Origin of the sequence: Enterobacter sp. R4-368, from assembly GCF_000410515.1 — a bacterium.
In the GTDB taxonomy this organism is placed as follows: Bacteria; Pseudomonadota; Gammaproteobacteria; order Enterobacterales; family Enterobacteriaceae; genus Kosakonia.
In genome coordinates this window covers 4,788,779-4,803,364 of the sequence record NC_021500.1, presented here as the reverse complement: position 1 = coordinate 4,803,364, position 14,586 = coordinate 4,788,779, and the positions used below count along the sequence as shown (strand labels likewise).

Genomic DNA, 14,586 nt, shown 5'->3' with positions numbered 1-14,586 from the left:
TCCTGGCGGCCGCAGCGGCCGCCTTCGTTTCACGGTTTTCGCGCGACTGGCACATCCAGCGATTTTAACGTGTCGACAAAGCGTGACGGTTCATCTTTATCAAACAATAGCCAGACACGATGGCGTGCGCGCGTCAACGCGACGTACAACAATCGCCGCTCTTCCGCATCAGGGAACTCTTCCGCCTGCGGCAGCAAGGCTTGCTCCATAATGGATTCCCGCGCCGGAGCAGGAAAACCATCCGCGCCCTCTTTCAGCCCCACCACAATCACATAGTCCGCTTGTTGCCCTTTACTGGCGTGGATAGTCGTAAAATCGAGCTGAAGTTTCGGCCAGCGGGTGGCTGCTTTATCCAGAACCGCCGGTTTTCCGTGGTGATAGCGAGCCAGAACCAGGATCCTGTCTTCCGGCGTTGCATATCCGCTGAGTTTATCTAATAGCGCATCCAGCTGATCCTGCGCCATCAGCGTCACTGCGTTTTTATCCCCAGTTTTCAAGCTATTCAATGGTTTTGCAAGCTGCCATGGGTTCTGCTGGATAAAACGATTCGCCACTTCACCAATGCGTGAATTGAAACGATAAGTCGTATCCAGTGCGCAGAGATCGCCTTCACCAAAATAGTCATGGAAAGCGGTGGTTAAAGAAAGTTGCGCGCCGCTGAAACGGTAGATTGCCTGCCAGTCATCACCGACAGCAAACAGCGTCGTTTGTGAGTTTTGCTTACGCAACGCAGCCAGCAAAGCCGCGCGCTGCGGTGAAATATCCTGAAATTCATCAACCAGAATATGCTTCCATGGGCTAACAAAACGCCCTTTTTCAAGCACATTAATTGCCTGATGAATCAGCCCGGAAAAATCGACGGCGTTTTCAGACTTTAGGTCTGCTTTCCACGCTTTTAAAATCGGTGCCATCAATTTAATGCGTTTACTGAACAGGTCACGAACTTCATCTGGTGCGCCGGCGATCATCTCTGCCTGTGCACCGCCATGCATACGCATCAGTCCGATCCAACGATCGAGACGCGGAGCGATGCGGCGCTGCAATTTTGCATCTTCCCAAAAATTGCCTTCAGGGACGTCCCATTCCATCTCTTCTTCCAGCCACTGACGCCACCCTTTCGCCTGTGCTTTCTTTTCACTGCACTGCTGGCACCAAGTATCCGTTAGTAAGGACAGCCGAGCCGATGTGTCATTTTCCAGCTCGCTTAAAGCGGGCACTTTTTTGCTTCCCTGGGAGATGATATACAACGCCAGCGCATGAAAAGTGCGCGCGGTAATCTCCTCGGTATGTAGCCTTTGCTGGATACGCTCATCCATCTCCTGAGCGGCTTTGCGACCAAACGCAAGCAGCAGGATTTGATCCGCCGAGGCTTCGCCACGAGCCAGCAACCAGCCTGCTCGGGCCACCAGCACCGACGTTTTTCCACTCCCCGCACCAGCGAGCACAAGTAAAGAGTGCTCACCGTTGACCACGGCCCGCGCCTGCGCCGGGTTTAAAGGAGATACTTCGACGTGCTCAAAAAAAGCGGCGTACTGAGTAAGCATCGTTTCAGTATAAGTTTGATTGTGCTGTGTCCGGCGCTTCTCAACGTCCGTCAGCCACGACTGGCACTGACGCCAAAGCTCACGGCAATTATCAAACCCCGCTAATCGGCTTGTCGGAATCGGCAACGCGGCAAACGCCTGCTGCAATTGCTGCTGTAACCCCTGAAGCTGCTTGCGGGTAAGCCATTTCGTTGGCTCAATACGCCCGGAAATCAGCTCCAGTTGCTCCGATAAAACCCCGGCAGCAACCTCGCTCATTTCCGCGCTCCACCGGTTCCAGCGCTCATTTAAAAGATGGTAAAAACGCTGTGTTTCGTTCCATTCCGTTCCGTGAAGACGAACTACTTTGTTGTCGGCAAGCTGAAATTCCATCTCTCCCCACACCAGCCCTCGCTTGCATTCAATCGCTAACAACTGATTGAAAGGGATAAGGTATTCGTGTCTGTCACCTGCCACTTTAATGCCGGCATTCAGAATGACTGCGCGATCATACGGGTGTTGCGCCAGACGTTTTCCCAGTGAGGTCGCTTTCAGTTCCATGACTTATCGTTCTCTACTTGTGACAATAATTGCCAGTTTACCTGCCAGAGAATTGGCGCTCCAGCCCAAATAATCGTTACAATTACCGGCATTCTCTACCGACCGGTTTGTACTGAGGTTTTATGCGTACCGTTTTGAATATTCTAAATTTTGTGCTTGGTGGTTTCGCCACAACACTCGGATGGCTACTCGCAACAATAATCAGCGCCCTGCTCATTATCACTCTGCCGTTGACGCGCTCTTGCTGGGAAATCACAAAGCTCTCATTTATCCCCTGGGGAAATGAAGCCATTCACATTGATGAACTCGAACCGCAGAGCAAAAACAGCCTGTTAAATGCAGGTGGAACATTATTGAATATTATCTGGCTTATTCTGTTTGGCTGGTGGCTATGCATTATGCATATTACCGCCGGTATCGCTCAGTGCCTTACCATCATCGGCATTCCCGTTGGCGTCGCGAACTTTAAAATCGCTGCGATTGCACTGTGGCCAGTTGGCCGTCGGGTGGTATCTGTAGAAACCGCTCGCGCTGCCCGCGAAGCCAATGCGCACCGTCGTTTTCAATAATCGGATCGCTTGTCATTATGTTAAGTCCTCTGCTTCGCCGTTATACATGGAACAGTGCCTGGCTCTATAACGTCAGAATTTTTATTGCGCTTTGCGGGACTGCTTTGCTGCCCTGGCTACTCGGCGAGGTGAAACTGACCATCCCGCTAACGCTTGGCGTCGTTGCCGCCGCACTTGCCGATCTGGATGACCGCCTGACGGGGCGGCTGAAAAACCTGATAATTACGCTAGTGTGCTTTTTTATTGCGTCTGCATCTGTGGAGTTACTCTTCCCGTGGCCATGGTTGTTTGCGCTTGGTCTTGTGACATCCACCATTGGTTTCATCCTACTTGGCGGGCTCGGACAGCGTTACGCCACCATTGCTTTTGGTGCGCTGCTTATTGCGGTCTATACCATGCTGGGAATTTCCCTTTTCGAACAATGGTATCAGCAACCACTGCTGCTGTTGGCAGGTGCAATCTGGTTTAACTTGCTGACGCTGGTTGGACATCTGGTTTTCCCCATTCGCGCCCTACAAGACAACCTGGCGCGTTGCTATGAACAACTGGCACATTACCTTGAACTAAAATCACGTCTTTTTGACCCGGATATTGAAGATGATAGCCAGGCGCCGCTCTATGATTTAGCACTGGCGAATGGCCAGTTAGTGAACACGCTCAATCAAACCAAAGCCACGTTGCTCACGCGTTTGCGCGGAGATCGTGGGCAGCGCGGCACACGTCAAACATTACATTACTATTTTGCGGCGCAAGATATTCACGAACGAGCCAGTTCTTCACATATCCAATATCAAACACTGCGCGAACACTTTCGTTATAGCGACGTGATGTTCCGCTTTCAGCGCTTACTTTCCATGCAGTCACATGCGTGCGCTCAGTTATCACGCGCCATTTTGCTTCGCACTCCGTATCAACACGATTCTCGCTTCGAACGTGCATTTATCCACCTTGACGCGGCGCTTGATCGTCTTCGCGCTAATGGCATCACGCCTCAGGAGCATATGAAAGCACTTGGTTTTCTGCTGGATAACCTGAGGGCTATTGACGCTCAGTTAGCAACTATTGAATCTGGTCAACCACAGCCTTCATTGTCAAATGACACTGAAAATCAGCTTTCGGATGATAGTCTGAGTGGTTTCAATGACATGCGGCAGCGGTTACGTAATAATTTGACGCCAGAATCCGCACTTTTTCGCCACGCAGTACGCATGTCGGTGGTGTTATGTATCGGTTATGCGTTTATCCAAATAACGGGGCTACAGCATGGTTATTGGATCTTACTGACCAGTCTCTTTGTCTGCCAGCCGAACTATAACGCCACTCGCCACAGGCTGACGCTACGCGTAATCGGAACGCTGATTGGCGTTGCGATCGGATTGCCGGTACTTTACTTCGTTCCCTCACACGAAGGGCAACTGATACTCATCGTCATCACCGGTGTACTGTTTTTCGCATTTCGAACAGTGCAATACGCGCATGCCACGATGTTCATCACCTTACTGGTGTTACTGTGCTTTAACTTATTGGGCGAAGGATTTGAAGTCGCGCTTCCCCGCATTATTGATACGCTTATAGGTTGTGCTATCGCCTGGGCGGCAGTGAGTTTTATCTGGCCGGACTGGCGTTTTCGACACCTGCCCCGCGTTACTGAACAAGCCTTTGATGCTAACTGCCGCTACCTTGATGCCATTCTTGAACAGTACCATCAGGGACGCGATAACCGGCTTGCTTACCGCATCGCCAGACGTAACGCTTATAACCGTGACGCGGAACTGGCATCGGTCGTTTCAAATATGTCTTCCGAACCCGGAACCTCACCTGAACTTCGCGATGCCGCGTTCCGTTTGTTATGTTTAAATCATACCTTTACCAGTTATATTTCCGCGCTTGGCGCACATCGTGAGCAGCTCACCCAGCAGGATATCCTACGTTTACTTGATGATGCAGTCTGCTATGTTGACGATGCTCTACATCACCTACCAGCAGACCAAAAACGTGTTCAGGATACCCTTGCCGATCTATCCCAACGCATTAAACACCTGGAGCCGCGCCCGGATAGCAAAGAGCCACTGGTACTGCAACAGATTGGCCTGTTGATCGCTTTATTGCCTGAAGTGTGCCGTCTGAAAAGCCAAATTACTCAGTAAGGACTCGCTCCTTTCTTGATTACGCCGTTAAACCACTCCATCAGTTCCCGGCGTCGCGGCGCCGGTAACGCCGCTTCGTGAAGCCCAACAATTGCGCCCTCGAGTGCAAGAAGCACTTTCGCGCTCAGATGCTTGTTTGATTTTCTCAATCTAAGCCAACAAACTTTTGCCCCGAGCATTCGCAGTGTATGTGCATCCAGTACTCCCGCTTCATGAAGTTGAGCTTCAAGTTGAAAAGTAAGGTTAGGCAGATCGCGTAACCGTTTTCTGGCACTGCGCCGATCTTTATCACGCCGCGCAGCATCAAGTGACAGAGCCGAAAGTTGCAGAAGTAACGAACGATCGCGCCACACACTCTCGCTAACGAAGTAGTAATTTAACGAAACCTGACGCCCACGTTTGTTGAATACCAGTAAAGGGGCATCTTGCGTAACCGTATATTGCGCACTCTCGTCGCAAGCGCGAAGGTAAAGTTCCCCTTCTGCAACCATCGCGAAAACAGTTTTATCCACTGACAAGCTGTAACCACCAAAATGAGCGCGGTGACAAATTGTGCCGAGAGGCATGAGGTATTCGCGTGACTGATATATCCGTTGATAAGATAGGTCTTCCATGATTTTTGCCTTATAAATCACATAGTAAAAGCCAGATTTAAATTACTGAAACCACTACGCAGGAACATAGGCAACTGTGAGCAAGACGGCAAGCAAATTTTTCATTACGCGGCAGGGACAAAACAAAAATGCGAGATAGTTTCCGAAAATGAGGTTGATCTCTGAGCATGCAACGGTTACTGTATAAACATACAGTAACCCACAGGGCTGGATTGATTATGTACACTTCAGGCTATGCGAATCGTTCGACAACACTCGCTTCAACACTCAACAAATTGAATCACGTTGAGCCTTCCAGCATCACTACCGGGCTGATTAGCGAAATGGTCTATCGTGAGGACCAGCCCTGGATGACGCAGCTTCTTTTACTGCCTTTACTGCAGCAACTCGGGCAACAATCCCGTTGGCAGCTGTGGTTGACACCTCAACAAAAACTCAGCCGTGAGTGGGTGCAATCCGCTGGGTTACCCCTCACCAAGGTGATGCAGGTGAACCAGCTTTCTCCAAGCGTAACACTGGACTCAATGATTCGTGCATTGCGCACCGGCAACTATAGCGTCGTTATTGGCTGGCATTCTGAAGAGCTGACTGCAGAGGAACATCGCCAATTAGCTATGGCGGCAGAAGAAGGCAATGCGATAGGCTTCGTTATGCGACCTGTACGCCACGATCCTCTGGCTGCGAGACAGCTTTCCGGGATAAAAATTCACTCAAATTTGTATCATTGAGTGAATTTAGGAGTTTTCCTAGGATGTTTTTTGCCTGAGAGCAGCGCTTCAAATTTATCGTCCAAATATAGCGCGAAAGCCGGTCTAGCGCGCTTTGTACGGAAATAGCCGTGGCGAAAGATTCATCAGAAGTGTTAAATATTGTGTATACAAAGCCTTTTTTTTCATATGCCTGACGGAGTTCACACTTGTAAGTTTCCAACTACGTTGTAGACTTTACATCGCCAGGGGTGCTCGGCATAAGCCAAAGATATCGGTAAAGATGTCTGCAGAGTTGTCAGTGAGCAATGCCCCCGGTGAAGGATTTAACCGTGGCTTCTCTAAAGAGATTCCCATGGCGATTTTTGGATGATAACGAGGCGCAAAAATGAAAAAGACAGCTATCGCGATTGCAGTGGCACTGGCTGGTTTCGCTACCGTAGCGCAGGCCGCTCCGAAAGATAACACCTGGTATACAGGTGGTAAACTGGGTTGGTCCCAGTATCATGACAAAGGTGCGGTATGGCAGAACGATGGCCCGACCCACGAAAGCCAACTGGGTGCTGGTGCGTTCGGTGGCTACCAGGTTAACCCGTACGTAGGTTTCGAACTGGGCTATGACTGGCTGGGTCGTATGCCGTACAAAGGCGACACCGTTAACGGCGCGTTCAAAGCTCAGGGCGTTCAACTGACTGCTAAACTGGGTTACCCGGTAACTGACGATCTGGACCTGTACACTCGTCTGGGTGGTATGGTTTGGCGTGCAGACGCTCAGAACAACCAGGGCTTCAAAGATCACGATACCGGTGTTTCCCCGGTCTTCGCTGGTGGTGTTGAGTGGGCAGTTACTCGTGACATCGCTACCCGCCTGGAATACCAGTGGGTTAACAACATCGGTGATGCAAGCACCGTTGGTGCTCGTCCGGACAACGGTATGTTGAGCGTAGGTGTTTCCTACCGCTTCGGCCAGCAGGAAGACGCTGCTCCGGTAGTAGCTGCTCCGGCTCCGGCTCCGGCTCCGGAAGTGCAGACCAAACACTTCACTCTGAAGTCTGACGTTCTGTTCAACTTCAACAAAGCGACGCTGAAACCGGAAGGTCAGCAGGCGCTGGATCAGCTGTATGGTCAGCTGAGCAACCTGGATCCTAAAGACGGTTCCGTAGTGGTTCTGGGCTTCACCGACCGTATCGGTTCTGACGCTTACAACCAGAGCCTGTCTGAGAAACGTGCACAGTCCGTAGTTGATTACCTGGTTTCTAAAGGTATCCCGGCTAACAAAATCTCCGCACGTGGCATGGGTAAATCCAACCCGGTTACCGGCAGCACCTGTGACAACGTGAAACCGCGTGCAGCGCTGATCGACTGCCTGGCACCGGATCGTCGCGTAGAGATCGAAGTTAAAGGTAGCAAAGACGTTGTAACTCAGCCGCAGGCTTAAGTTCCCGTCTAAAAAAACCCCCGCTCATTAGCGGGGTTTTTTATTGCCTGAAATAACAGGCAGGAATAATTCGCACCTATTCTTTCCCAAGTAATGCCTGCAGGTCATGTTTCAGCGTAGACATCTGTGATGCATACTTTTCCTTGTGCTCGGCATCTTCGATCAACTGCACAATCGTTTCAGAAAGCGTTTTCCCCCTGCGCTGCGCTAACCCAGCCAGACGCTGCCAGACTACAAATTCCAGGTCGATCGATTTTTTACGCGTATGCTGATGTTCGGCATTAAAATGCCGCTTGCGGCGGGCGCGAATAGTTTGCTTCATCCGGTTAATCAATGACGGATTGATATGCTGCACAATCCAGTCGTTGACCTGTACGGGTTCATTTTCGAGTGTCAACAATAAATCGACCGCATCCTTAGCGGCACTGGCTTCTATGTAGCGCGTGATTAATTCCCCTTCACGATGCTTTTTTACCAGATACTTCCATTTCCAGCCGCTTTCGAGATTTTCCAGTTGTTGATATTTCATTGCGCTCTCAACGTGACCGTGTAACTCAGTTCAGAATATCAGTTTTTTCCAACTCTGCTGAAAAGAAATCACGGCCTCGTTTAAGCCAATAGTGTTCGCGTCGCGAAAGCGTGTAATGAATGTGTGCTGTTGGAGCGTTTACGGTATAATCGCGCCTTTGACATCAGACTAAAAAAACGACTTTGACCATTACAAAACTTGAATGGAACGACCTGGTTCCTGATACCAGCAGCTATCAGGAAGTGTTTGAATCGTCCGAATTAGCCCGCGAAACGGACTTCTCCCTGGCCGATACGCAACCCCGATTACAGTACGCGCTGGAGCAATTGCTCTATCCGCAGGCGACGTCACGCTTTTTGCTGGCTAAAGCGCCAGAAGAAGCCGAATATCTTGCGCTTATCGCCAGCGCCACCGAAATGCTCATCCCTGAAGCCCGCCCATTTTCTGGCGGCCAATATCATGTCAATGGTTCGGCAATTCGCTTCGAACCTTCGGCTGATGCCCAGGCAAATTTTATCGGCAGCAAACCCACCGCGATCGCCGATTGGGTAGAAGCAGAACAACTTTTCGGCTGCCTTCGCCAGTTTAATCAGGAAATCACGTTGCAACCCGGCCTCGTCCACCAGGCAAACGGTGGAGTGCTGGTTATTTCCTTACGTACTCTGCTTGCACAGCCACTGCTATGGATGCGCCTGAAAACGATGGTAATGCAGCGCCGTTTTGACTGGGTTTCCTTTGATGAATCGCGCCCTCTGCCTGTCACTGTGCCGTCCATGCCAATGGATCTGAAAGTCATCCTCGTGGGTGAACGTGAATCACTCGCGGATTTCCAGGAAATGGAGCCGGAACTCGCATCGCAGGCCATTTACAGCGAATACGAAGAAACGCTGCAAATTGCGGATGCCGAAACCATGTCCATATGGCGTCAGTGGGTCGAGCAAACCGCTCGCGATGCGCACTTGCCCGCCCCTGCGGCTGATGCATGGACAACACTCATTCGCGAAGCCGTCCGCTACACCGGCGATCAAGAAACGTTACCTCTTTGCCCAATGTGGTTGTCTCGGCAACTGCGAGAAGTGGCAGCGATGTCCACCGATGAAACCTTTAGCGGGGAAGAGTTCCAGACAATGCTTGCGCAGCGAGAATGGCGTGAAGGCTTCCTGGCGGAGCGCATGCAGGATGAGATCCTGCTTGAGCAAATCCTGATCGAAACCGAAGGAGAACGCATCGGTCAGATCAATGCACTGTCCGTTATCGAGTTTCCGGGACATCCACGTGCCTTTGGTGAACCCTCGCGAATCAGTTGTGTGGTACATGTTGGCGATGGCGAGTTTAACGATATTGAACGCAAAGCTGAGCTGGGCGGTAATATCCACGCCAAAGGCATGATGATCATGCAAGCGTTCCTGATGGCGGAACTGGAGCTGGAACAACAGATCCCCTTCTCCGCCTCACTGACTTTTGAACAATCATACAGCGAAGTCGACGGTGATAGCGCATCAATGGCTGAACTGTGCGCATTAATCAGCGCGCTATCTGAAGTTCCGCTTAATCAGAGCATTGCGATCACAGGCTCGGTGGATCAATTTGGTCGCTCCCAGCCGGTCGGCGGGCTGAATGAAAAAATCGAAGGCTTCTTCACTATTTGTCAGCAGCGCCAGCTCACTGGCAAGCAAGGGGTGATTATTCCCTCGGCAAATGTACGCCATCTCTGCCTGCAACAGGAACTTCTGGATGCTATCCAGGCGCAGCAATTTTTCATCTGGGCAGTAGATGACATGATGGATGCGCTACCCTTATTAACGGGTTTGCCGTGGGATGCCGAAGGGCAAAACAACCTTAAGCAACTCATCCAGGAACGTATCGCGCAGGCAACACAACAGGATGCGCGCCACCGCTTCCCGTGGCCGCTTCGCTGGTTGAACTGGTTTATCCGAAACTGATCGGACTTGTTCAGCGTACACGTGTTAGCTATCCTGCGTCCGAAATTACAAATAAGGCTTACTGAGAACATGGTAGATAAACGCGAATCCTATACAAAAGAAGATCTTCTTGCCTCTGGTCGTGGCGAATTGTTTGGCGCAAAAGGCCCGCAATTGCCGGCACCGAACATGCTGATGATGGACCGTGTGGTCAAAATGACTGAAACCGGCGGTAACTTCGATAAAGGCTATGTTGAAGCTGAGCTGGATATCAACCCGGATCTGTGGTTTTTTGGCTGCCATTTCATTGGTGATCCGGTGATGCCAGGCTGTCTCGGCCTCGATGCAATGTGGCAACTGGTTGGTTTCTACCTGGGCTGGCTCGGCGGCGAAGGCAAAGGCCGCGCGCTGGGCGTTGGCGAAGTGAAATTCACCGGCCAGGTGCTGCCAACGGCGAAAACCGTGACTTACCGTATTCACTTTAAACGCGTTGTAAACCGTCGTTTGATCATGGGTCTGGCAGATGGCGAAGTGCTGGTTGATGGCCGCGTCATCTATACCGCCGCGGATCTGAAAGTAGGTCTGTTCCAGGATACGTCTAATTTCTGATACCGGGTTACCTACCCCGGTAAAGGCGAAACCTCCGCAATGCGGAGGTTTCTTTTTTAAAGAGACAGAATCAGGCAATGACTGCCCTGTCCTCCATGGCCTCCCGCCAGCCTCCCAGCCACTCGGACCTTTGATTCAGGGTTTGGTAGGGACACATTTCCTTCGGACGCCCGGTAATACCAGCCTGATAACCACGTTGATGTGCCCGTTCCAGGCGATCGCGTTTTTGTCTCTTCATGCCTCGTTTCCCTCATTATTTGATCTGGTGGAAAAGAAAACAGTGGTCACTTAATGCGCAACCACAGGTCACAAATACCTTGAATAGACTTCGTCGTCAATGCGCAAAATTCACGCCAGTGTCATAAATGTGAGCTACACAAAAGTTCATTTGTACAAAAAATGTGAGCCAGCACAACTAATGGTTTGTACTGAAACATAAAAAAAACGCCATAGATTTTGTCTATGGCGGTTTTTACAGACTTTAGATTTACTTATGGCAGACGATTTAGCGCATTCGCAATACTGACAGCCTCTTGCTGCCAGCCCTGAGCCAGCGTTTTCACCATTTCATCATAGCCATCCTGCTGCTGTTTCAGCTCAATATGGAAGGGGCGCTTAATCAGTTGTCCCTGGTGTTTAAGTAACCATTCGCCGCTTACAATCACTCGCCCATCATAGCGACCATGAAAACCGGTCACAGTTACGTTTAGCGTATCTTGTTCACTGCCTAGCGGCTGCGATGCAACCACCCAGCCAGGCAGTTGATTGCTCAGATTGGATACCAGCGTGTTACGCAGTTGCTGATCGAGCGGGCTGGCCCACAAATTGTTCGTAGCAATGACGTATTGCACATCGCTGGTCTGGTACACCACGCCATTCCCCGCGAGAAAATCAGGTACCGAAACCTGTTCTACCCATAACTGACGATTCCCCTGGTTTTGCCCGGCCATCGCCTGCGCCTTTACTTGCGACGGCGAAGGCAGCTGATAGTAGCTTTTGTTATCACCGCCGCTACTGCAGGCTGTCAGCAACAGAGCCAGTATCGCTAATGCGCTCTTTTTCATTCTTTTGCCCTCTTCGGCTGCGGATCGGGTTTCCCTTTCGCTTCAAATACCAGCGCGTTGCTCTTATCGTTGAGCGTTTTCAGCACCGGTTGCAGTTCACGCAATACCTGATCGAGGCGCTGCATATCCGCCACCATTTTATTGTAAGCGGCGGAACCTGGCTGGAAGCCCTGCATACTGCGGTTAAGTTCGCGTAGTGTGCTCTGCATATCTGCAGGCAGTTGCTGCATCGACTGGCTGGCGGTCAATTTGTTGAGGTTATCCAGCGTCGTTTGCAGACGTTTGAGCGTTTGCTGGCTTTCAGATAGCGTGCTCGTCGCCTGCTGGATCATCGGGTTCAACGGTAAATTGTTAATTTTATCCAGCGTATCCATTAGCCGTTGCTGGATCTGCGCCAGTCCACCACTCACAGTCGGGATGATGGGATAGCCAGCGAACTCGTGCATGCCACTGATCGCAGGGGCATTATTGTAAAAATCGAGATCAACATACAGCGCGCCGGTAACAATATTACCGGTCTTCAACGAGCCTCGCAGACCACGCTTCAGTAGCGCATTCAGATGTGCGCTCATATCCGGATCTTCACCCAGTTGGTTCGCCAGACGTTCCGGCTCAATACGGATCAGAACCGGAATACGATAATCATCATTCAGCGCCTGGCGCATACCTTCCGTAAAGAACGGCACCTTGCTCACCGTACCAAGGCGGATGCCGCGGAATTCAACCGGCGCGCCGGGTTGCAAGCCACGGATCGAATCTTTAAAGAACATCAGATAATCAACATGTTCGGTGTATAGCGAATCCTGAATGCTGCGCTGATCGTCATACAACTTAAAAGCGCTGTTTTCCGCCACCGGTTGCCCCAAATCCAGGCCTTCCGGCACATCGAAGCTGACACCGCCGCCGAACAGCGTCGTCAGCGACCCCATCTCGACGCGCATCCCGGCGGAGGTGAGATCGACGGCAATCCCGCTGTCTTTCCAGAAACGCACATTGCTGGTCACCAGCCGATCGTTCGGCGCATTAATAAAGAGCTGATAGCTCATGGTCCGTTTTTGCGTATCAAAGGTGCTGGTTTCCACTGAACCCACGCGATAGCCACGGAACAACACCGGATCGCCTGCCGTTAATTGCCCCGCTTTATTACTGTCAAGGATCACCCGGATACCTTTCGCATCCGGCGGTGCCAGCGGCGGCGAATCGAGCAAGTTGTAGCGCTCCGGTGCATTGCCTTTTACACCGGGCTGAAGTTCGATATAGGCACCAGAAAGCAGCGTACCAAGCCCGCTGATACCTTCGCGCCCCACCTGCGGTTTCACCACCCAGAATACCGAATCATTATGCAGGAGCTTTTCCATGCCGGAATTGAGCCGCGCTTTGATTTCAACATGGGTAAGATCATCGGTCAGCGTCGTACTCTCCACTACGCCAACGTCCACGCTGCGGCTTTTGATCGTCGTTTTACCGCCGACAATTCCTTCGGCGTTATTGGTGATCAGGGTGACTTCCGGGCCTTGATGGCTGTAATGATAGAAAAGGATCCAGGCCCCAATCAGTGCCGTCACAATCGGGAAAATCCACACCGGTGACCAGTTTCTCACCTTTTGCACCCTGGCTTCCCCACTCTTATTCTCCATGCTTTAACGACTCCTCATGGTGCGTTTGTGGCTCGCGATCCCAGCTCAGACGCGGGTCGAAAGTCATTGCCGCAAACATCGTGATAATAACGACCAGCGCAAACATCAGCGCACCCATCGCAGGATAAATATTCATCAGCCCCCCCATCCGCACCAGTGCAGACAGTACGGCAATAACAAACACGTCGATCATTGACCAGCGCCCAACGAATTCCACTATTTCATAAATAAAATGCATGCGTTCGCAATCGCGCTTTCCGTGCCCTTTCGCATCAATACACAGCCAGGCGATGCCAATCATTTTCAGCGTCGGCACCATAATGCTGGCGATAAAAATCACTAACGCAACCGGATACGACCCCTCGCTCCACAGCAAAATCACCCCGGCCAGAATGGTCGACGGCATGCGGTCGCCCAACAGGTCGGTCACCATGATGGGCAAAATATTGGCGGGTAAATAGAGCATGATGGCGGTCATCAGCAGCGCCAGCGTCCACTGAATACTGTTGCGCCGACGCGCATAGCCATGAGTATGGCAACGTGGGCAAACCGGCTGGTCAATCGCCACTATCGCCGTGCAACATGGGCAGGACCGCAGCCCCTGGCGGATACCTGGTACACCGACATGCAGCGGCTGCGCAACAGCTGGCGCTGGCGCAATGTCGTCCCACAGCCAGTGGCGGTCTACGCATTGAAACGCCCGCAGTTGCAACAGACAGAACAGGCACCAGGGAATGAAACTGCTGCCGATGCCAATATCACCATAAGCCATCAGTTTGACGAAACTGACCAACACCCCGGCGAGGAAAATCTCCGCCATTCCCCAACTTTTAAGCTGGAATAACACGCGGGCAAGGCCAATTTTCAGGCGAAAATCCATCCGCACGCGGTTAACCAACAGCAGGATCGTCACCAGGCAAAACGCCGGCACAAACTGCACGAACAACAGAAAGAAAGTGCCGAGGCTGGCGTAATCTTCCGAGAACATCACACCAGGAATTTCCAGCAGCGTCACCTCACTGGCAACGCCTGCTACTTTCATGTTTACGAAGGGAAAAAGGTTGGAGAGCAATAGCATAAACAGCGCGACGATAGCATACGCAGTGGGACGCTGCCGCGGCGCGTCCCACTCGGTCGCAAGCGTTGTCCCACAACGCGGGCACGCCGCTTTTTGTCCATGTTGCAGCGGCGGTAACGCCACCAGCATGTCACATTGCGAACAGAGAATGTGGCGAGTGGTGTGGTGGTGTTCACACATACAGGCTC

The 14,586-nt window shown here is 51.5% G+C and carries 13 protein-coding genes; 6 read left to right on the top strand and 7 right to left on the bottom strand.

All coding sequences use genetic code 11. The annotated features are described in order from the left end of the window. Window positions 1-29: 29 nt before the first annotated feature. On the bottom strand, window positions 30-2,084 hold the full coding sequence (gene helD, locus H650_RS22365; RefSeq protein ID WP_020457275.1) for a DNA helicase IV: 2,055 nt from the start codon (window positions 2,082-2,084) through the stop codon (window positions 30-32). A gap of 122 nt (window positions 2,085-2,206) precedes the next feature. Here helD and H650_RS22360 point away from each other — a divergent pair, with 122 nt between their 5' ends. Both H650_RS22360 and yccS read left to right on the top strand, forming a co-directional pair. Beyond that, entirely contained in the window at window positions 2,207-2,653 is a 447-nt protein-coding gene (locus H650_RS22360) for a YccF domain-containing protein (protein ID WP_020457274.1), read from the top strand. A 17-nt stretch (window positions 2,654-2,670) separates the two neighbouring features. After that, complete coding sequence (gene yccS / locus H650_RS22355) at window positions 2,671-4,800, top strand: YccS family putative transporter (protein WP_044489607.1); 2,130 nt, start codon at window positions 2,671-2,673, stop codon at window positions 4,798-4,800. Here yccS and H650_RS22350 read toward each other — a convergent pair. Continuing rightward, window positions 4,794-5,414, bottom strand: a complete 621-nt coding sequence (locus tag H650_RS22350) for a TfoX/Sxy family DNA transformation protein (RefSeq protein ID WP_020457272.1) — start codon at window positions 5,412-5,414, stop codon at window positions 4,794-4,796. The two genes, yccS and H650_RS22350, sit on opposite strands and share 7 nt — an antisense overlap. Before the next feature lie 218 nt (window positions 5,415-5,632). On the opposite strand from H650_RS22350, the gene sulA reads away from it, so the two are divergent. After that, window positions 5,633-6,142, top strand: a complete 510-nt coding sequence (gene sulA, locus H650_RS22345; RefSeq protein ID WP_020457271.1) for an SOS-induced cell division inhibitor SulA — start codon at window positions 5,633-5,635, stop codon at window positions 6,140-6,142. A gap of 367 nt (window positions 6,143-6,509) precedes the next feature. After that, entirely contained in the window at window positions 6,510-7,559 is a 1,050-nt protein-coding gene (gene ompA, locus H650_RS22340; RefSeq protein ID WP_020457270.1) for a porin OmpA, read from the top strand. A 76-nt stretch (window positions 7,560-7,635) separates the two neighbouring features. Here ompA and matP read toward each other — a convergent pair whose 3' ends face one another. Next, window positions 7,636-8,088, bottom strand: coding sequence for a macrodomain Ter protein MatP (gene matP, locus H650_RS22335; RefSeq protein ID WP_020457269.1), 453 nt, complete (start codon window positions 8,086-8,088; stop codon window positions 7,636-7,638). 182 nt (window positions 8,089-8,270) lie between these two features. Here matP and H650_RS22330 point away from each other — a divergent pair, with 182 nt between their 5' ends. Together H650_RS22330 and fabA are read left to right on the top strand one after the other, a co-directional pair. Then, window positions 8,271-10,031, top strand: coding sequence for an AAA family ATPase (locus H650_RS22330; protein WP_020457268.1), 1,761 nt, complete (start codon window positions 8,271-8,273; stop codon window positions 10,029-10,031). 69 nt (window positions 10,032-10,100) lie between these two features. Continuing rightward, window positions 10,101-10,619: a bifunctional 3-hydroxydecanoyl-ACP dehydratase/trans-2-decenoyl-ACP isomerase gene (gene fabA, locus H650_RS22325; protein ID WP_017456223.1), complete on the top strand. Its 519-nt coding sequence runs from the start codon at window positions 10,101-10,103 to the stop codon at window positions 10,617-10,619. Window positions 10,620-10,689: 70 nt separating this feature from the next. On the opposite strand, the gene rmf is transcribed toward fabA, so the two are convergent. From rmf to pqiA, 4 genes are all read right to left on the bottom strand, one after another. Next, entirely contained in the window at window positions 10,690-10,857 is a 168-nt protein-coding gene (gene rmf / locus H650_RS22320) for a ribosome modulation factor (RefSeq protein WP_017456222.1), read from the bottom strand. A 253-nt stretch (window positions 10,858-11,110) separates the two neighbouring features. Next, window positions 11,111-11,683: a membrane integrity-associated transporter subunit PqiC gene (pqiC, locus tag H650_RS22315; protein WP_020457267.1), complete on the bottom strand. Its 573-nt coding sequence runs from the start codon at window positions 11,681-11,683 to the stop codon at window positions 11,111-11,113. Next, window positions 11,680-13,320, bottom strand: coding sequence for an intermembrane transport protein PqiB (pqiB, locus tag H650_RS22310; RefSeq protein WP_020457266.1), 1,641 nt, complete (start codon window positions 13,318-13,320; stop codon window positions 11,680-11,682). The genes pqiC and pqiB overlap by 4 nt, the downstream gene beginning before the upstream one ends. Then, window positions 13,310-14,578, bottom strand: coding sequence for a membrane integrity-associated transporter subunit PqiA (gene pqiA / locus H650_RS22305; RefSeq protein WP_044489606.1), 1,269 nt, complete (start codon window positions 14,576-14,578; stop codon window positions 13,310-13,312). Before pqiA ends, pqiB begins: the two co-directional genes overlap by 11 nt. Window positions 14,579-14,586: the final 8 nt, after the last annotated feature.